Source organism: Hymenobacter caeli, assembly GCF_013294115.1.
Lineage (GTDB): Bacteria > Bacteroidota > Bacteroidia > Cytophagales > Hymenobacteraceae > Hymenobacter > Hymenobacter caeli.
This window is the reverse complement of the sequence record NZ_JABSNP010000012.1, coordinates 130,160-148,700: the sequence shown is the minus strand read 5'-3', so window position 1 is coordinate 148,700 and position 18,541 is coordinate 130,160. Positions and strand designations below refer to the sequence as shown.

14 protein-coding genes are annotated in these 18,541 nt (G+C 62.4%); 10 read left to right on the top strand and 4 right to left on the bottom strand.

What is annotated here, in order from left to right; all coding sequences use genetic code 11:
- Positions 1-108: 108 nt before the first annotated feature.
- From HNP98_RS22365 to HNP98_RS13770, 6 genes are all read left to right on the top strand, one after another.
- Positions 109-1,662, top strand: a complete 1,554-nt coding sequence (locus tag HNP98_RS22365) for an OmpA family protein (protein WP_173810663.1) — start codon at positions 109-111, stop codon at positions 1,660-1,662.
- A gap of 179 nt (positions 1,663-1,841) precedes the next feature.
- Positions 1,842-4,310: an alpha/beta hydrolase family protein gene (locus HNP98_RS13790; protein WP_173810662.1), complete on the top strand. Its 2,469-nt coding sequence runs from the start codon at positions 1,842-1,844 to the stop codon at positions 4,308-4,310.
- A 108-nt stretch (positions 4,311-4,418) separates the two neighbouring features.
- Positions 4,419-5,807 (top strand): PQQ-dependent sugar dehydrogenase, encoded by a 1,389-nt coding sequence (locus HNP98_RS13785; protein ID WP_173810661.1) that lies wholly within the window; start codon positions 4,419-4,421, stop codon positions 5,805-5,807.
- A gap of 173 nt (positions 5,808-5,980) precedes the next feature.
- The gene (locus HNP98_RS13780; protein ID WP_173810660.1) at positions 5,981-7,426 is read left to right on the top strand and encodes an amidohydrolase family protein; all 1,446 of its coding nucleotides are present in this window, start codon (positions 5,981-5,983) and stop codon (positions 7,424-7,426) included.
- Between the two features lie 265 nt (positions 7,427-7,691).
- A complete protein-coding gene (locus HNP98_RS13775) occupies positions 7,692-8,627 on the top strand; it encodes an NmrA family NAD(P)-binding protein (RefSeq protein WP_317171108.1) in 936 nt (311 codons plus the stop codon).
- 476 nt (positions 8,628-9,103) lie between these two features.
- Entirely contained in the window at positions 9,104-9,418 is a 315-nt protein-coding gene (locus HNP98_RS13770) for a hypothetical protein (protein WP_173810659.1), read from the top strand.
- A 215-nt stretch (positions 9,419-9,633) separates the two neighbouring features.
- Here the strand turns inward: HNP98_RS13770 and HNP98_RS13765 are convergent, their stop codons facing one another.
- The gene (locus HNP98_RS13765; protein WP_173810658.1) at positions 9,634-9,987 is read right to left on the bottom strand and encodes a hypothetical protein; all 354 of its coding nucleotides are present in this window, start codon (positions 9,985-9,987) and stop codon (positions 9,634-9,636) included.
- Positions 9,988-10,155: 168 nt separating this feature from the next.
- Here HNP98_RS13765 and HNP98_RS13760 point away from each other — a divergent pair, with 168 nt between their 5' ends.
- Together HNP98_RS13760 and clpB are read left to right on the top strand one after the other, a co-directional pair.
- Positions 10,156-11,172, top strand: coding sequence for a DUF4062 domain-containing protein (locus HNP98_RS13760; RefSeq protein WP_173810657.1), 1,017 nt, complete (start codon positions 10,156-10,158; stop codon positions 11,170-11,172).
- Between the two features lie 160 nt (positions 11,173-11,332).
- The gene (gene clpB / locus HNP98_RS13755) at positions 11,333-13,945 is read left to right on the top strand and encodes an ATP-dependent chaperone ClpB (RefSeq protein ID WP_173810656.1); all 2,613 of its coding nucleotides are present in this window, start codon (positions 11,333-11,335) and stop codon (positions 13,943-13,945) included.
- Between the two features lie 85 nt (positions 13,946-14,030).
- Here the strand turns inward: clpB and HNP98_RS13750 are convergent, their stop codons facing one another.
- A complete protein-coding gene (locus HNP98_RS13750) occupies positions 14,031-14,516 on the bottom strand; it encodes a hypothetical protein (RefSeq protein WP_173810655.1) in 486 nt (161 codons plus the stop codon).
- Positions 14,517-14,714: 198 nt separating this feature from the next.
- On the bottom strand, positions 14,715-14,942 hold the full coding sequence (locus HNP98_RS13745; protein ID WP_173810654.1) for a hypothetical protein: 228 nt from the start codon (positions 14,940-14,942) through the stop codon (positions 14,715-14,717).
- A 212-nt stretch (positions 14,943-15,154) separates the two neighbouring features.
- Here HNP98_RS13745 and HNP98_RS13740 point away from each other — a divergent pair, with 212 nt between their 5' ends.
- Positions 15,155-16,489, top strand: coding sequence for a flavin monoamine oxidase family protein (locus tag HNP98_RS13740; protein WP_173810653.1), 1,335 nt, complete (start codon positions 15,155-15,157; stop codon positions 16,487-16,489).
- A gap of 268 nt (positions 16,490-16,757) precedes the next feature.
- Here HNP98_RS13740 and HNP98_RS13735 read toward each other — a convergent pair whose 3' ends face one another.
- Positions 16,758-17,705: a hypothetical protein gene (locus tag HNP98_RS13735; protein WP_173810652.1), complete on the bottom strand. Its 948-nt coding sequence runs from the start codon at positions 17,703-17,705 to the stop codon at positions 16,758-16,760.
- Positions 17,706-17,927: 222 nt separating this feature from the next.
- Here HNP98_RS13735 and HNP98_RS13730 point away from each other — a divergent pair, with 222 nt between their 5' ends.
- Positions 17,928-18,533 (top strand): HupE/UreJ family protein, encoded by a 606-nt coding sequence (locus tag HNP98_RS13730; protein WP_173810651.1) that lies wholly within the window; start codon positions 17,928-17,930, stop codon positions 18,531-18,533.
- The last annotated feature ends 8 nt before the right edge of the window (positions 18,534-18,541 follow it).

The window sequence follows — 18,541 nt, the reverse complement described above, 5'->3', positions numbered from 1 at the left end:
AACGGGTTCAAAACCGCGCCCCTGTTGGTTTTAAGCAACTTTTTACGAGGATGAAAGTATAGGGCAGTGTTCCTTCTTTAAGGAATTGTTGCCTAATTCTTCTTCCGTATGAAATTAAACCTCTTCTCGTCCCGGGCCTTGGTGCCCGGTTTCGCGTTGCTGGGCGCATCGCTCGGAGCCCCCCAGGCCGTGCAAGCCCAAACGGCCGACCACAAAACCGCCATCAGTGGCAATGCCAGCGTGTTGCAGTACCGCGGCGAGCTGGGCAACGACTGGTGGAACCTGGGCCGCGAAGGCCTGCGCTTCGGCGGCGGCGCGGCCATCACCCGCTACCTCTCGCCGTCGTTCGACCTCGGCCTGATGGGCAACTACGAGCTGTACCGATTCCCCAAAAACCAGCCCTACCTCCAAAATTCGGGCTTTGAAGTGAAGTCGGGCTTCGTGGATTTGGCCTTGAAGCTGAAACTCAATAATGGCCACCTGCTGAAGGAAGACGCCTTTATCCAGCCGGCCATCATCGGCGGCGGCGGGTTTTACGTGGCGCACAGCGTGGGTAACAACGGCGCGGTGGGCTTCGATAACGCCATTGGCCGGCCCGATTTCTTTGGGGGGGCGCTGCTGCGCTTCCGTCTTTCGCCGGCCCTGTTCCTGGACGTGCAGACGACCTACCACTACCCGCTCACCGAGCGGACGGACAACGTGTACAGCGCGTCGGACAACCGCTACGACGACTTCCTGGTGCATTCGGTGGGCCTGACCCTGGCCCTCGGCAAAGCCAAGGACACCGACGGCGACGGGGTGCCCGACCGCAAAGACAAGTGCCCCGACACGCCCGCCGGCGTGGCCGTGGACCCCACCGGCTGCCCGCTCGACAAGGATGCTGACGGCGTGCCCGACTACCAGGACAAGTGCCCCGACGTGAAAGGCCTGGCGGCCCTGCAAGGCTGCCCGGATGCCGACGGCGACGGCGTGGCCGACGCCGACGACAAGTGCCCCAACACGCCGGCCGGCGTGAAAGTGGACGCCAGCGGCTGCCCGCTGGACGCCGACGGCGACGGCGTGGCCGACTACCTCGACAAGTGCCCCAACACGCCGGCCGGCGTGAAAGTGGACGCCAGCGGCTGTCCGCTGGACGCCGACGGCGACGGCGTGGCCGACGCCGACGATAAGTGCCCCAACACCCCGGCCGGCACCAAGGTGAACGCCAGCGGCTGCCCCGAGATGAGCCCCGACCAGAAGGCCACCAAGTACATCCGCTTCGCCCTCAACAAGGCCCGTCTGACGCCGGATTCAAATGTTGCCCTCGACGAGCTGGCCCAGCTCCTGAACCAGTACCCGGACTACACCCTAAGCATCGCCGGCCACACCGACAACACCGGCAGCGAGGCCTACAACCTGCCGCTGTCGAACCGCCGGGCCAACGCCGTGCGCGATTACCTCATCAGCAAGGGTGTGCCCGAAGCCCGGATTGAAACCCGGGGCTACGGCGAACGCAAGCCCATTGCCCCCAACAAGACCGCCGCCGGCCGGGCCCAAAACCGCCGTGTGGACTTCGACCCTTACGCCACCGGCGAGGCCAACCCGGCCGAAACTCGGTACGGCGCGGCCCCGACCGTCCTCGAGTTGAAGGCCACCGACAAGGCGGCCGGGACGAGGAAATAGGCGCGCCGGAAGTAAGCCCGCAGCGCTTTATTTGAAGCTTGAAAACGGCCCGCTGCGCAGCGGGCCGTTTTTATTTGGGTACAACGGACCGGGGTGCCGGGCCCTCAACTGCTGAATATAGCCCCGTTGCACTATCTTGTGAGCCCGGCACCGTGCCGGTTTTTTTTAGTACTTTGCTCATGCAGAAACTGCTTCCCACTTTGCTGCTGCTGGGCACGGCCGCGCTGGCCCAGGCCCAGGAATTCAAGTACCAGACGCCGCCGGCCGCCATCCGCGACCTGCTGCTGGCCCCGCCCACGCCCCGCGTGAGCCCGGCCTCGAACGGCCAGTACCTGGCGCTACTGGCCGTGCAGGATTTCCCGACGGTGGCCGAGCTGGCCCAGCCCGAGCTGCGCCTGGCCGGCCTGCGCCTCAACCCGCGCACCAACGGCCCCAGCCGCGTGAGCTACGCGGTGGATATGAAACTCAAAAAGCTGCCCAACGGGCCCGAGGTGCCGGTAAGCGGCCTGCCGGCCCAGGCCCGCATCAGCGGCTTGAGCTGGTCGCCCGACAATGCCCACCTGGCCTTTGCCCTCACCGTGCCGGCCGATGCCGCGGGGCCCGGCCGCGTGGAGCTGTGGGTAGCCGACGTGGCCGCTGCCACGGCCCGCCGCCTGCTGGCCGCGCCGCTCAACGATGCGTTCGGCAACTCGTTTGAGTGGCTGCCCGACGGCCGCGGCCTGCTGGCCCGCACCGTGCCCGCCGGGCGCGGCCCGGCCCCGGCCGCCGACGCGGCCCCCACGGGCCCCGCCGTGCAGGAAACCGGCGGCGGCCCGAAGTCCGGGGCCCGCACCTACCAGGACCTGCTGAAAAGCCCCGCCGACGAGCGCCTGTTCGACTACTACGCCACGGCCCAGCTGGTGCAAGTGGCCCTGGCCGACGGCCGCGCCCAGCCGCTGGGGGCCCCGGGCGTGCTGCAAACCGCGTCGGCCTCGCCCGACGGGCGCTTCGTGCTGGTGCGCGCCCGCCACCGCCCCTACTCCTACACGCTGCCGGTGAGCAGCTTCCCGCAGCGCCTCGACGTGCTGGACCTGGCCACGGGCGCGGTGGTGAAAACCGTGGCCGACCTGCCCCTGGCCGACGCCGTGCCCACCAGCTTCGATGCCGTGCCCACCGGCCCGCGCGACCACGCCTGGCGCACCGACGCGCCCGCCACGCTCTGCTACGTGGAGGCCCAGGACGGCGGCGACCCCAAGCGCCCGGCCACTGTGCGCGACAAGGTGTACCTGCTGGGGGCCCCGTTTGCGGGCCCCGCGCAGGAGCTGGCGGCCTTGCCGCTGCGCTACGACGGCATAACCTGGGGCAATGAGCATTTGGCGCTGGTGAGCGGCTCGCGTCGGGCCGACCGCCACGAAACCACCTGGCAGCTCGACCCCGGGGGCCCCGGCACACCGCTGGCGGTGCTGTTCGACGGCTCGTCGGAGGACACGTACCATAACCCCGGCGACCCTTACACCCACCGCAACGCCCAGGGCCGCAGCGTGTTGCTGACGGGCGGGCCCACCGGCCATTCCATCTACCTGGTGGGGGCCGGGGCCTCGCCCGAAGGCGACCGGCCCTTCGTGGACGAGCTGGACCTGCAAACCCACCAGACCACCCGCTGGTGGCGGTCGGCCGCGCCGTACTACGAGGTGCCGGTGGCCATCCTGGACGCCAGCGGCCGCCACCGCACGCTGCTCACGCGCCGCGAGACCGTGGACCAGGTGCCCAACTACTACCTGCACGACGCTAATAAAAAAGGCCCGCCACTGGCCCTCACGCACTTCGCCAATCCCTACGCGGCCTTTGGCGGGAGCTTTCGCAAGCAGGTGCTCAAGTACAAGCGGGCCGACGGCGTGGACCTCACCGCCAACCTTTACCTGCCGCCCGGCTACAAAAAGACCGACGGGCCCCTGCCCACGCTGATGGAGGCGTACCCGCTGGAATTCAAGGATAAAGGCAGCGCCGGGCAGGTCACGGGCTCGCCCTACGCCTTCACGCGCCTGAATTGGAACACCCCCGTCTTTTGGGTGACGCAGGGCTACGCCGTGCTGCAAAATGCCAGCATCCCGATTGTGGGCGAGGGCACCCAAGAGCCCAACGACACCTACGTCGAGCAGCTGGTGGCCGGGGCCAAGGCCGCCATCGACGAAGGGGCTCGCCTCGGGGTGGTGGACGCCGGCCGGGTGGCCGTGATGGGCCACTCCTACGGCGCGTTTATGACGGCCAACCTGCTGGCGCATTGCGACTTGTTCAAGGCCGGTATTGCTCGCAGCGGGGCTTATAACCGCACGCTCACGCCCTTTGGGTTCCAGGGCGAGGAGCGCACGTTCTGGCAGGCCCCGGGCGTGTACAACGCCATGTCGCCGTTCAACTTCGCCGACAAAATTAAGGCCCCCATCCTGCTTATTCACGGCGAGGCCGACAACAACTCGGGCACTTTTCCCATCCAGAGCGAGCGGTTTTACGCGGCCCTGAAAGGGGAGGGGGCCACCGCCCGCTACGTGGTGCTGCCCGCCGAGGCCCACAGCTACGCCGCCCGCGAAAACCTGCTCCACATGCTGTGGGAGATGGATTCGTGGCTGAACAAGTACGTGAAAAACCCGGCCCCCGCCGCGCCCAACAACTAGGGGCCCCCGCCCCCGCGCAGCAACTAATTGTGAATGAATAGTGTAGAACACGGGGCCCCGGCGCGCTTCGGCGGCGGGGCCCCGTGTTCTACTTCTATTTCCGATTATATGCAATTCAGAAACGCCCTGCTGCTGGCCAGCCTGGGCCTGCTGGCCGCCTGCAACAGCGGCCCCAGCCAGCAGGAAAAACAGGCCGCCGCCGCCGACAACCCGGCCCAAACCCTCACCACCCCCGCCGCCGAAGCGGTGAACCTGCCCGCGCCCTACGCCAGCAAGTCGGTGAGCAAAAAAGTGGACATCATCGACTGGCCCGCGGGCAAAACGCCCACCGCCCCCGCCGGCTTCACGGTGACGGAATTTGCCGGGGCCCTCGAAAGCCCGCGCTGGGCCTACGTGGCGCCCAACGGCGACGTGCTGGTGGCCGAAGCCACCACGCTGCCCAAGGGCACGAAAAAGGAGATTGCCGCCGCGCTGCACCTCGACAAGTCCCGCTCGCTGCAAGCCACCAGCGCCAACCGCGTGACGCTGCTGCGCGACACCGACCACGACGGCAAGCCCGACGTGCGCACGGTGTTCCTGGCGGGCCTGAAGCAGCCGTTTGGGATGCTCGTGCTGGGTAATTCGTTCTACGTGGCCAACACCGACGGGGTGTTGCGCTTCGCCTACCAGACCGGGGCCACAAAAATCACCGGCCCGGGCCAGAAAATTCTGAGCCTGCCCGAGGGCGGCTACAACAACCACTGGACCCGCAACCTGCTGGCCAGCAAGGATAACAAGAAGATTTACGTGACCGTGGGCTCGGGCAGCAACGTGATGGAGAACGGGGCCGCCAACGAGGTGCGCCGCGCCAATATCCTGCAAATCAACCCCGACGGCACGGGCGAGAAAACCTTCGCCAGCGGCCTGCGCAACCCCATCGGCCTGGCGTACTACCCCGGCACGGCCACGCTGTGGGCCGCCGTGAACGAGCGCGACGAGTTGGGCGACGAGCTGGTGCCCGACTACATCACCAGCGTGAAGGAAGGCGGCTTCTACGGCTGGCCCTACTCGTATTACGGCCAGAACGAAGACCCGCGCCGCAAGGGCGAGCACCCCGAAATGGTGGCCAAAGCCATCGTGCCCGACGTGCCGATGGGCCCCCACGTGGCCGCCCTGGGCCTCACCTTCTACGACCAGAAAGCCTTCCCCGCCAAGTACCAGAACGGCGCGTTTGTGGGCGAGCACGGCTCCTGGAACCGCTCGGCCTACTCGGGCTACAAAGTGGCCTTTGTGCCTTTCAAAAACGGCAAGCCCAGCGGTAAGCCCGAAGATTTCCTGACCGGCTTCCTGGTGGGCGGCGACTCGGACAAGGCCTACGGGCGCCCCGTGGGCGTCGTCACACTGTCTGACGGGGCCCTGCTGGTGATGGACGACGCGGGCAATAAAATCTGGCGCGTAACTGCGAATAAAGCCACCGCCACGCTTCCCAAAGGCCGCCCCAGCATAGCGAGCCGGTAGGAGGGTTTACGGAAACATGACCTGCCGCGGGGCCCAGGGTACCGGCCCCGCAGCTATTGGTGCCGGCCGCACCGGAAACTGCCAGCTGCGCGCAGGGGCAGCGCTTGTTCGGACGTTGGGGGGCTTGCCGGCCGGGATTGGTCGATATTACGGCCGCATTCCCGCTGGCGCTTATGAAACAATCACTGCTGTTCCGCCCCGTGCTCGGGGCCCTCTTCGGCCTGGCTGCCGCCGTGCCCGCCCGGGCGCAGGCCCCGCCCGCCTTCACCCCGCAGGTGCAGGCGTTCATCAAGGTGAACGCGCCGGTGGTGGCCCTTACCGACGCCAAGGTTATCGATGGCACCGGCCGGCCGGCGCTGCTGCACCAAACCGTACTGCTGCGCGACGGCCGCATCGAACAGGTGGGGCCCAACAGGAAAGTGAAAGTGCCGCCCGGGACCCAGGTCATCAACTGCGCGGGTAAAACGCTGATTCCTGGGCTGGTGATGTTGCACGAGCACCTGTATTACACCATGCCGGCGGGCGGCCTCTTCAACATTGCCCAGATGCCGTACTCGTTTCCGCGCCTCTACCTGGCGGGCGGGGCCACCACCATCCGCACGGCCGGCAGCATCGAGCCCCAGACCGACCTGGCCATCCAGCGGCTCATCGGCGAGGGCAAGTTCATCGGCCCCGACATGGACGTGACGGCCCCCTACATGGAGGAACCGGGCCTGGACATTCCGGCCCTGAACACCATCAAGGGCCCCGCCGATGCCACCGCGAGCACCAAGTTCTGGGCCGATAAGGGCTGCACGTCGTTCAAGATGTACATGCACGCCACCCGCGCCGACCTGGCCGCCGTGGTGGCCGAAGCCCACGCCCGCCACCTCAAAGTAACCGGCCACCTCTGCGCCCTCACTTACCGCGAGGCCGCCGAACTCGGCATCGACAACCTCGAGCACGGTTTCATGGCCAGCTCCGACTTCGTGCCCGGCAAAACGGCCGACGCCTGCGACTACCCCGCCGCCCGCCAGGGCCTGCTGCGCCAGCCGGCCAATAGCCCGGCCGTGACCGGCCTCATCAAATTCCTGATTAGCAAAAACGTGGCCCTCACCTCCACACTGCCCGTGTTCGAGCCCTACACCGGCCGCGAAGTGGTGCTGGGCGGCGGCCTCGACGCCCTGATTCCGCAGCTGCAAGAGCGCGAAACGGCCACCTGGCAGGCCAGCCAGGGCAAGGACTCGGCCAGCGTGGCGCTCTTTAAAAAGGAGCAGGGCTGGGAAAAGCAGTTTTACGACGCCGGGGGCCTGCTCGTGGCCGGTACCGACCCCACCGGCGCGGGCCGCACCATCGCCGGCTACGCCAACCGCCGCGAAGTCGAGCTGCTCGTCGAGGGCGGCTTCACCCCGCGCGAGGCCATCAAAATCTGCACCCTGAACGGGGCCCGCTACCTGGGCCGCGACCAGGAAATCGGCACCATCGAAGCCGGCAAGCAAGCCGACCTCGTGCTGATAAACGGCGACCCCGAGCAGGACATCCACCAGCTCCGCCAGATGGAAATCGTGTTCAAGCACGGCGTCGGCTTCGATTCGCCCAAGCTGTTCGAGTCAATGAAAGGCAAAGTAGGGCTGAATTAGAGCGGTTGGGGAACCGGAGTACGTACCGGCAATCAACAGCGCGAACTTTGTGGTTCGCGTCCCCGCGCCAGTTGCGCCGTTCAACTGGTGTAGGAATGCAAGCTGCAGAGCTCGCGCTACCACACTCCGGCTCCAAGATTGCCCCACCGGCCGCGTTGTTACCCGAAGCCGCCCATAAATCGGTTTGGTGTTCGTGCCCGCCTCGTACCCGCTCGCCGACGTGCGCAGGGGCTTGCTTAATCCTTTAATCTATATTTTCTCAGTTGTGGCAGAACCTGAATTAGTTACGCAAAGCCGCCCGCTCGCCGCCCCCGCCCTCGTTGTGCTGGCCGGGGCCGCCGGCGACCTGGGCCACCGCATCGGGCTGGAGCTGCTGGCGCGGGGGGGCCTCGTGCGGGCCCTCGTGCGCCCGGGCAACGCCAAGCCGGCGGTGGCCTTGCTGCGCGAGCGCGGGGCCACCGTGGTAGAGGTTGGTTTCGACGACGTGGGGGCCCTGACGGCCGCCTGCGCGGGCGCGGCCTGCGTCGTGTCGGCGCTGTCAGGGCTGCGCGACGTGATTGTGGACGCGCAAACGCGGCTGCTCGACGCGGCCGTGGCCGCCGGCGTGCCCCGCTTCATCCCATCCGACTACTCCATCGACTTCACCAAGCTGCCCGCCGGCTCCAACCGCAACCTCGACCTGCGCCGCGCGTTCGGCCAGCGGCTCGATGGGGCCCCCATCCAAGCCACGTCCGTCCTCAACGGCATGTTCGCAGACTTGCTGACCGGGCAGGCCCCGGTGGTGCTCTTCAAAATCCGGCGGGTATTGTACTGGGGCCGCACCGACCAGCCGCTCCGCTTCACCACCATCGCCAACACGGCCGCCTTCACCGCCGCTGCCGCCCTCGACCCCACCACGCCCCGCTACCTGCACGTGGCCGGCGAAGTAGCCACCGTGCGCGACCTCCGGGCCGCCGCCACTTCCGTGACCGGCCGCCGCTTCCGCCTGCTGCGGGCCGGCGGCCCGTGGCTCTTGCAGCTGATGATTAAAATCGCCCGTCGGCTCGCGCCGGCCCCCAACGAGGTGTTTCCGCCCTGGCAGGGCATGCAGTACCTGCACAACATGTTCACCATGCCCCCCAACTCCGCCCCCCTGGACAACGACCGGTACCCCGACATCCGCTGGACAAAAGTGCGCGAAGTGCTGGCGGCGAAGGCCTAACGCGCCAGGGCTCCAAGCGGCCAATCAAGAAGTACTCCCCGCCCAAACCAAGCACACCGCTACCAACGGCAAAATGGACAGTGTGCCGGGCATGAGCAAAGGCGACAAGAATTCATTGGCTGGCTACAACTGCCCAGTACCAAACCGCCGAGCAGCATGAGCATTGCTTTCACATGGGTGGAATAGGTAAAATATTCACTGTAAGCAATATAAGTACCAGTTAGCCGGCAAAATAGCGCGGGTAATCGGAGTGCCGAGAGCAGCGGCGGAAGCGGAAAGATGGCTATTTTACCATCGCTTACCGTACGCATCAGGGCAGGGGCAGGCACTGCCGCAAAAAGCCCGGAATACCAGTCCACACCCAATTGGCAGGGGCGGACATACGTCCCCAACCAACGCCAGTAACTAGCTGACTTACTGCCCGCTCTGGAACAACTGCTCAGCGCGTGAACACTCATCCTCTACCCACTTTTCTTATGAAAAACTTTCTGTTTTTAGCCGGCCTCTTTGCTTACAGCACCTGCGCTGCCCTGGCCCAAACCGTGCTGCCATCGGGAGCAGTAGCGCCGAATGGGGTGCCATCGCCGACAACGGGCGTTCCCATAACGCCTGCTACCGTGCCGGGTAGTGCGCCTTTCAGCACGCCCGCCACCCGCGACGCTGGCAGCCCCCGCGCCGCCCGCCGCGACGCGAAAGTGCCCGGCATGAACCATGAGGAACGCAAGCAAATGCGGAAAATGGGTAAAATGCACTACAACGCTGATGCGGAGAAACAATCGCGAAACAAATAACTACCAGCGTTTCCGCGCCTTCTGGTTGCGGCGCACCAGCCACCAGCACCGCCTTGGTATTTCAGGTGGCTGGAGAAACGCTTTTCATTGCGGCCCATCGCTTTCACCAGGCGAAATAGCAAGTTTGCCGTAGCTCACCATTGCGCGGCAGCGGAGGCACACTACCCACCATTGCGCAGCGGTGAACTGCAAACGTGCGCCAAGTTCCGCCAGCACTACCCCGATCCAGGCGGGAGAAAAGAGTCGAAGAGGCAGCTGTAGCCGGTGAAATCTTCGGTGAGCGGCAGCCACCGGTACGGCACGCGCGGCGTCACCAGAAACAAAGTGTTGGCGCCGACGTGCGGGGCCTGGTCGGCACACTCCACCTGGCTGCGCCCGCGGCAAAGCGTGATTTTGTAATACTCCCGCCGGCTAAACGTCATCGGGGGCGCCCCGCGGGGTTCCGCCAAGGAGAACACGTTGAAATGCCCCACGCCTTGCCCCATGTCCGGCGGCGGCAACACGCCCACGGCGGACTCGGGGCCCGGGGCAAGCGCGTCATAGAAGGCAGCAAGGGTGTTCAGTTTCATATGGGCAGTTGATACGAAGCGCGTGGGTGAGTGGGGCCCCTATTGGTTTTAACGCCGGTTTACTACCGCAGTTGGGAGTTAGATGTTCTGCAGTAGCTTGCCGTTGCGCATTAGTATCGCCTTGAATAATTAGAAAGGGTGGAGTGCTCTGTACTAATTTTAATGATCATGAAGAATAAATTGCAAGTTTTTATTTCCTCTACTTTTTCAGATTTACAGTTGGAGCGACAAGCAGCTGTAGAAGCTGTACTTAGGTCTGGACATATTTCAGCTGGAATGGAATTGTTTTCGGCAGGTAATGAGTCGCAGTTAGAAATTATTAAAAGATGGATAGATGAATCCGACGTCTATATGCTCATCTTAGGTGGACGTTATGGATCTATTGAAAAAAAATCTGGCTTATCCTATACTGAAATAGAGTATAGGTACGCTGTAGAGAAAAATAAACCCGTTTTTTCTATAGTGGTTTCCGATTCTTTGTTAAAAGCAAAAGTGAAGAAAAATGGGCTAGATGTAATAGAGAGGGATGATATCAAAAAATATAATCAATTCAAAGAACTAGTTCTTTCGAAAATATGCAGATTCTTTAATAATAATACTGAAATCAAGTTGGCAGTCCTTGAATCGTTGCTTGATATACAGAGTAGATTTAACTTGAAGGGTTGGATTAGATACGAGGATGTGCCGGATATGTCCTCGTTACTCAAGCAGCTATCATTATTGCAAAACGAAAATACTATTCTTAAAAAGGAGTTATTATCGAAAAATAACAAGGTATCTAAAGAATTATTTGGTATTTTAAACTATGAGCAACTGAAGCAATTATTGCTCAATGAAAAAATTAACATTCCTAAAAGCGTCAGTAATATGAATAAAGATGTTGAACAATCTTATTTCGATGTATTCACTGCAAACGCAGGGATTTTTAATACAGGTGTAGACAATCAGGTTGCTTCAGGTGAGGCTAACCATCTTATGTATAAAATAGCATCTGATATGATTGCCTTTGGTCTCATAGAGCAAAAAAATGAAAAAAGAGGCCAGCGTACTGCATCCGTATTAAGAACTTCTAGCGATGGTAGGAGATTCATTGCGGAGTCAACTTTAAAAAATCATCAAGCAGGGCAAATGGAAGAAAAAGTGGAAAGCAGAGAGGCAGAAAGCAATACAGAAAGCAAATCTTGATTTTTGATAGATTCTACTGAAATGAAAGAATGTCTGTAAATGCATCATTGCGTTCACTTTTTAATGTCAAAAAGTCCGAAAAAGCCTTCTCGCACCTGCTTTGCTAAGTCTTGCGTAGACCTTCCTAACCCGAAGCACCTACTATCTACTTAGCACTAAAATGGACTTTAAGAACTTCACCATCAAGGCACAGGAGGCCGTGCAGAAGGCCACCGAGATTGCCGGGGCCAACCAGCAGCAGGCCATCGAAACGGGCCATTTGCTGAAGGCCCTGCTCCAGAACGACGAAAACACCCTGGCGTTTCTGGGCAAGAAACTGGGCGCCAACATGGCCAACCTTGGCCAGCGCCTCGATGCCATTGTGGCCGCTTACCCCAAGGTGAGCGGCGGCTCGCCCTACCTCGCCAACGACGCGGCCAACGCCGTGACGCGCGCCAACACCCAGATGAAGGAGATGGGCGACGAGTTCGTCTCCGTCGAGCACTTGCTGCTGGGCATCCTCGGCGGCAAAGACACCGCCGCGACCCTGCTCAAAGACAGCGGCTTCAGCGAGAAAGACCTGAAAGCCGCCATCCAGGAGCTGCGCGGGGGCCGCAAAGTCACGAGCCAAACCGCCGAAGAGCAGTACCAGAGCCTGAACCGCTACGCCGTCAACCTGAACGAGCGGGTGCGCCAGGGCAAGATGGACCCCGTGATTGGGCGCGACGAGGAAATCCGCCGCGTGCTCCAAATCTTGTCGCGCCGCACCAAGAACAACCCCGTGCTGCTGGGCGAGCCCGGCGTGGGCAAAACCGCCATTGCCGAGGGCTTGGCCCAGCGCATCGTGGCCGGCGACGTGCCCGAAAACCTGAAAGACAAAACCCTGATGAGCCTCGACCTGGGCTTGCTCGTGGCCGGGGCCAAGTACAAGGGCGAATTCGAGGAGCGCCTCAAGGCCGTCATCAAGGAAGTGACCGACTCGGAGGGGCAGATTCTGCTCTTCATCGACGAAATCCACACCCTGATTGGGGCCGGCGGGGGCGGCGAGGGCGCCATGGACGCGGCCAACCTGCTGAAGCCCGCCCTGGCCCGCGGCGAGCTGCACGCCATCGGCGCCACCACGCTCAAGGAATACCAGAAGTACATCGAGAAGGACAAGGCCCTGGAGCGCCGCTTCCAGGCCGTAATGGTGGACGAGCCGAGCCAGCCCGACGCCATTAGCATCCTGCGCGGCATCAAGGAGAAGTACGAGCTGCACCACGGCGTGCGCATCACCGACGACGCCGTGATTGCGGCCGTGGAACTGAGCAGCCGCTACATCACCGACCGCTTCCTACCCGACAAGGCCATCGACCTGATGGACGAGGCCGCCGCCAAGCTGCGCATCGAGATGAACTCCATGCCCGAGGAGCTCGACGAGGTGCAGCGCCGCATCATGCAGCTCGAAATTGAGCGCGAAGCCATGCGCCGCGAAGACAACCACGACCGCGAGGCCGTACTGAGCAAAGAATTGTCGGAGCTGAACGAGCAGCGCGACTCGCTGAAGGCCAAGTGGGAAGGCGAGAAATCCGTCCTCACCGGCATCCAGACCGAGAAGGAGAACATCGAGCGCTTCAAGAACGAAGCCGAGCAGGCCGAGCGCCAGGGCGACTACGGCCGCGTGGCCGAGCTGCGCTACGGCAAAATCCAGGAGGCCGAGCAGCGCCTGAAAACCTTGCAGGACGAGGCAAACGCCACCCAAGACGGCGGCGGCGGGATGCTGCAAGAAGTGGTGACCAGTGAGGACATTGCCGAAGTAGTGGCCAAGTGGACCGGCATTCCGGTGAACAAAATGCTGCAATCGGACCGCGACAAGCTGCTCAGCCTCGAAGCCGAGCTGGGCAAGCGCGTGGCGGGCCAGAGCGAGGCCATCGCCGCCATTTCGGATGCCGTGCGCCGCTCGCGCGCCGGCCTGCAAGACCCCAAGCGGCCGATAGGGTCGTTCATCTTCCTGGGCACCACCGGCGTGGGCAAAACCGAGCTGGCCAAGGCCCTGGCCGAGTACCTGTTCAACGACGAGAACGCCATGGTGCGCATCGACATGAGCGAGTACCAGGAGCGCCACGCCACCTCGCGCCTCATCGGGGCCCCTCCCGGCTACGTGGGCTACGACGAGGGCGGCCAGCTCACGGAGGCCGTGCGCCGCAAGCCCTACTCGGTGGTGCTGCTCGACGAGATTGAGAAGGCGCACCCCGACGTGTTCAACATCCTGCTGCAAGTGCTCGACGATGGCCGCCTCACCGATAACAAAGGCCGGGTGGCGAACTTCAAGAACACCATCATCATCATGACCTCGAACACGGGGGCTGACATCATCCAGAAGAACTTCAAGGAGCTGAACGAGTACAACCACGAGGAAGTGGTGGACCGCACCCGCGACGAAGTGGTGGAGCGCCTGCGCCAGCACATGCGCCCCGAGTTCCTGAACCGCATCGACGAAATCGTGATGTTCCAGCCCCTCAAGCGCAAGGAAATCCGCCGCATCGTGGACATCCAGTTCCGCCAGATTCAGCAGCGCCTGCAAGAAGCCGGCATTAGCCTCGAAGCCACCGACGAGGTGCTCGATTACCTCGGCGAGCAGGGCTTCGACCCACAGTTTGGAGCCCGGCCGCTGAAGCGCGTGCTCCAGCGCGTTATCCTCAACGAGCTGAGCAAAGAGATTCTCTCCGGCAAAGTGAGCAAAGACGCCGTGGTAGAAGCCGTGCTGGAAGACGGCGCGGTAAAGTTTGAGAACGTGGAAATCCCGGCGGTGTAATTCGCTAAATTTTAAAATGGGAAAGCCCCGCTGGCATGAAGTCAGCGGGGCTTTTTTGTTTACAGTTAGTTAAGCGCCTAAAAAACTAGGGCGTAAATGTCACTGTTGCTGTGCCGTTTTGTTCCTCCACAGCGATAAATGAAATTCTGTTAGCATTGTCAGGAACCCAAGTAGTAAGCGTAACGCCACTAGCAAGGGTTTCTCTGCTGTACATTTTGAATGAATACTTTACCAATGATTTCTCCAAAAGAAGCAATTCTAATTTTGGTAAATACGCTACAATGAAGAAAATATGTTCATTCTTTCCGTCTTTGGAAGAATAACAATCGTTGGATTCAATAACTGAGTAATCTTTTGTCCAACGTTTTATATTGCAGCCATCCTTGTTTTTGCCGAAATCTCCCGTGTATGTAAAGCCTTTGTAGCCGACTAGGAACCAATTCAGTACATCATCATTACCTGCTTCATTAGCTAAAAAATAATCCTTGATTTCCATCCCTTGTGCCTGTACTTTAGTGCATATAAAAGCGAGGAGCGCAATAGTTAAAAGAAAACTAGCCTTATTATTCATCTGACATTTAAGATAAAAGTTAAGAAATATTAATATTTTCAGCTGGGTGCTACTAATATGCCAGAGCTTGTTTGAGATATTTATTATACCCTAATGCTTTCAACACGGCGGGCGAGGGAATATAAGTAAGAAATGCCCGCTACTCCCGTCGCGTCAGCCACGGCGGTGGGACGCAGGGAGACGGGAAAGCATACCCGTTTATTCTGCCAGTACGTCGATGCGGCCGGTATCTGGCCACTCCTGCACCAACCGGCCTTGCGCATCCCGGTACGTTAGCGAAGAATGCGCCGCCTGGGCCCGTGCGCGCACAAAATCCCGAAAGCTGCGCTTAAATTCTGGCGATGCAACCCGCTCGGCCATGTGAGCGAGGTTGTCAAACTGTTGCTCCAAAGTAGTCGTTTCGGAGAAAGGCCGGGCAGTGTCCATGAGGTAGCGTTGTATTGCAAAGTAACGCCAAACCTCCATATAAAGGTGCAAGGAAATCTGCCGCATCGTGGGCGTCTAGTTCCGCCAGATGCAGCAGTGCCTGCAAGAGGCCGGCGCCAGGCCCAAAGCCACCGACGAGGTATTCGACTACTTCATTTCAAACAAAAAGCCCCGCCAGCGCTTGCTAGCGGGGCTTTTTTATATGCATTACCATGGCTGCCAACACCGATAATTATTCTACCGACGTGCTGATTATCGGGGCGGGGGCCGCGGGGCTGCTCGCGGCGCGGGAGCTGGCCCGGGCCGGCCGGCGCGTGTGCCTCGTGGAGGCGCAGGACCGAATTGGCGGGCGCGTGCACACGCTGGGGGGGCCCGGCTTCACCCAGGCCATTGAGGCCGGGGCAGAGTTTATGCACGGCGAAGTGCCCCTCACCAGGGCCCTACTGGCGGAAGCCGGTATTGTGTGGGAGGAAGCCGATGGCGAATCGTATCTGGTGCAGGGCGGCCAGTTGCAGGCGCAGGCCAACTACTTCGCACTGCTGCCCCCGCTGCTGGAGAAACTCTATGCTTTGGCCCACGATATGCCGCTGGCTGATTTCCTGACCCGCGAATTCCCGGGGCCCGAGCACGCGGCGCTGCGAACCTTCGCCACGCAGTTTGCCGAAGGCTACGACGCGGCTGATGCGCAGCGCGTGAGCGCATGGGCCATGCGCGACGAGTGGGCCGCGGGTGGGGCCCAGGGTTCGCTGCGGCCGGTGGGGGGCTACGGGCCGCTGCTGCACGGGCTGGCGGCGCAAGCGCAAGCGGCGGGGGCCCTATTGCACCTGGCAGCGCCGGTGCGGGAAATTCGGTGGCAGCCCGGGCAGGCCGAAGCCGTGACAGAGGCCGGCGCCACCTACCGCGCCCAGCAGGTGCTGTGCACGGTGCCGCTGGGGGTATGGCCGCGGGGCCCCGGACAAGCTGGCCACCTCGGCTTTGTGCCGGAGGTGGCCGCGCACCGGGCCGCCGCAGCGCAGCTGGGCTTTGGCTCGGTCATCAAAATCGTCCTGGAGTTTCGCACGCCCTTCTGGCTTGAGCGGCTGCCGGAGCTGGAGTTTCTGCTTTCCGACGCGGCCGTGCCTACCTGGTGGAGCCAATGGCCCGCCGCCACGCCCCAGCTCACCGGCTGGCTGGCGGGACCCGCGGCGCAGCGGCTAGCGGAGGCTCCTGATGAAACGGTGCTGCATCTCGCCCTGGCGTCGCTGGCTTCCTTGCTGGCGGTTTCGCCCGAAGCCTTGCAAGCGCAGCTCTGCGCCAGCTACGTGCGAAACTGGGGCCGCGAGCCGCACGTTTACGGCGCGTATTCGTACGCTACGGTGGGCGCTGGGGCGGCGCAAGCGACTTTGGCTACGCCCGTGGCCGGTACGTTGTTTTTTGCTGGTGAGGGTGCCTACAGCGGCCCGTTTGCCGGCACGGTGGAAGCGGCGCTTGTTAGCGGCCAAGACGCCGCCCGCGCCTTACTGGCTCAGCCGGTGCCGACTGCGGCTAGGGAAGTGCGGGCGGCGTAAGCGTTGCAACTATTGAGGACCTGGAGCCGGTGAAGGATGCCCCATTGGCACTGCCTGCGCTTTGGGCCCTGCTTCAATCAATCAACCCCGTCATCATTGAACCGCCATTTCTTCGCGGGCCATGCGTTGGTTCAGGGACTTTGCGCAGGCAAGCGGCTTCGAAAAACGATTGGGATTGGGCAGGTATGCACAAGGTACCGTTGCCAACGCGGCGGCGCCTGGGGGCAGCGGGGTTTGAGCTAAAGAAAGCTACCGCAATGCTCGTGGTTCAGCGGCGGTGGCGGGCGGCTCTGCGTTCCAATCGTTCGCGGTAGGTGCGGCCCGAGGCAACGTGCTTGGTTTTCAGCTGGTCGCGCAGGGCGGGGGGCAAGGGGCTGCCGGCCAGGTAGCTGGTGCGCAGGGCCTCGAATTTGGCCTGCGAATAGGGGGCGTTGTGAATGAACATGTAGGCAACGCCGCCCGTCATCAACGCCAGGCCAAGGGCCACTTGCCCGCCGGACGGGTCGTTGTTTTGCGGCTGCACGTAAGGCGAAGCGGGAAGGTTGGTGTTGCTGGCACCGGTCATCAGGCGCAGCCCGGGCAGGGCCAGCAAAATGGGTAATTGCCCGCCCAACCGCTTAGCCAGAAACAAGCCAAGCACCGCGTCGAGCGTGTCCTGCCGGGCATCGGCCAGTACCTGGGCGGGGGCGGTAACCGTGGCGGTGGGAGTTAAGGAGGCAGCGCCTGGGTCGGGCCCTGCCAGGGCGGGAGTTGGCGCGCCGGACGAAATACCGGTTGCCAATAACGGGTTGGGGGCGGAAGCTGTGCCGTGAAGCGGGGCAAAATTGCCGCGCAGGCGGCGTTTCACATCGGCCGGCAGGTGGCCCGAGGCCGCCAGGTCGCGCAGCACGCGGTGCTCGCGGCCCCACCCAAACTGGACGAGCTTTTTGGTGCCCAGCGCCGCCAGCACCGAGCCAACGACCACGCCGGGCGTCCAGACGCCAGCGCTGGTAGTTTGCTGGGCGGGGATGATGGAAGCCGCCATGCCCGCCCCACCAAAGGCCAGCCACCCGAACCCGCCACCGCGCCGGCTCTGGAATAGCTCGTGCACGGCGCGCGCCGTGTCTTGGCGACTGAGCAGCACAGGAACTTCGCCGGCTCCGGCAATAGAAGTTTGGCTGTGGGCCGAGGTAAATGTTAGCAATAGCAAAAATACCAGTACGTAACGGTGTAGCATAGAATGATTATAAAGGTGAAGTATTTGTCAGGTTGGTGCATGTCGATGTCGCGGCAATGGTGTAAACCCTGTAAACCTGCTTGCACGTGAGTTTAAGGTCCCTAACCCGAACTGGCAATGCCCACATTAGCAACCTTACAAACCCGGAATTATACTAAAAATGCGAATAGACCAGGATTTCCGGCAAGTTACCAGACTTTTGCAGTAATTCCGATTTTTTGCATGAGCACATTCGTAACCTACCTGCACCTGGGGTTCCTGCACATCTGTAGCCCGCGGGCCACCGACCACCTCACGTTTCTGCTGGCGCTGTGCGCGCCCTACGTGCTGGCCGATTGGCGGCGGGTGCTGGCGCTGGTCACGAGCTTCACCGTGGGGCACTCGCTCACGCTGGCGCTGGCCACGCTGGGCGTCGTCGCGTTTCCGCCGACGGTTATCGAGGCGTTGATTCCGGTCACCATCATGGCTGCGGCCGTGTTCAACCTGGCCCGGGCGGGGCGGGCCGACCAGCCCCGGCGCAGGGTCCCGGAACCGGTGCTGTGGGCCGCTCCCAACGCGCTGGCGGCTATGTTCGGGCTGATTCACGGGCTGGGCTTTTCCAACTACCTGCGGGCGCTGCTGGGCCAGCACAGCAAGCCGGTGCTGGAGCTGCTGGCCTTCAACGTGGGTGTGGAGCTGGGCCAGGTGCTGGTGGTGGCCGCCATTTTGCTGCTGGGGGCCCTGCTGCTGCGCGGGTTCGGGGTGGGCCGGCGCGACTGGGTGCTGGCCGTGAGCGGGGCGGCCCTGGGCGTGGCGGCGCTGCTGCTGCTTCAGCAGAAATATGCTTGAGGCGGGAA

Coding starts and splice junctions, on each gene's coding strand:
- HNP98_RS22365 (WP_173810663.1), top strand. CDS start 109: ATGAAATTAAACCTCTTCTCGTCCCGGGCCTTGGTGCCCGGTTTCGCG.
- HNP98_RS13790 (WP_173810662.1), top strand. CDS start 1,842: ATGCAGAAACTGCTTCCCACTTTGCTGCTGCTGGGCACGGCCGCGCTG.
- HNP98_RS13785 (WP_173810661.1), top strand. CDS start 4,419: ATGCAATTCAGAAACGCCCTGCTGCTGGCCAGCCTGGGCCTGCTGGCC.
- HNP98_RS13780 (WP_173810660.1), top strand. CDS start 5,981: ATGAAACAATCACTGCTGTTCCGCCCCGTGCTCGGGGCCCTCTTCGGC.
- HNP98_RS13770 (WP_173810659.1), top strand. CDS start 9,104: ATGAAAAACTTTCTGTTTTTAGCCGGCCTCTTTGCTTACAGCACCTGC.
- HNP98_RS13765 (WP_173810658.1), bottom strand. CDS start 9,987: ATGAAACTGAACACCCTTGCTGCCTTCTATGACGCGCTTGCCCCGGGC.
- HNP98_RS13760 (WP_173810657.1), top strand. CDS start 10,156: ATGAAGAATAAATTGCAAGTTTTTATTTCCTCTACTTTTTCAGATTTA.
- clpB (WP_173810656.1), top strand. CDS start 11,333: ATGGACTTTAAGAACTTCACCATCAAGGCACAGGAGGCCGTGCAGAAG.
- HNP98_RS13750 (WP_173810655.1), bottom strand. CDS start 14,516: ATGAATAATAAGGCTAGTTTTCTTTTAACTATTGCGCTCCTCGCTTTT.
- HNP98_RS13745 (WP_173810654.1), bottom strand. CDS start 14,942: ATGGACACTGCCCGGCCTTTCTCCGAAACGACTACTTTGGAGCAACAG.
- HNP98_RS13740 (WP_173810653.1), top strand. CDS start 15,155: ATGGCTGCCAACACCGATAATTATTCTACCGACGTGCTGATTATCGGG.
- HNP98_RS13735 (WP_173810652.1), bottom strand. CDS start 17,705: ATGCTACACCGTTACGTACTGGTATTTTTGCTATTGCTAACATTTACC.
- HNP98_RS13730 (WP_173810651.1), top strand. CDS start 17,928: ATGAGCACATTCGTAACCTACCTGCACCTGGGGTTCCTGCACATCTGT.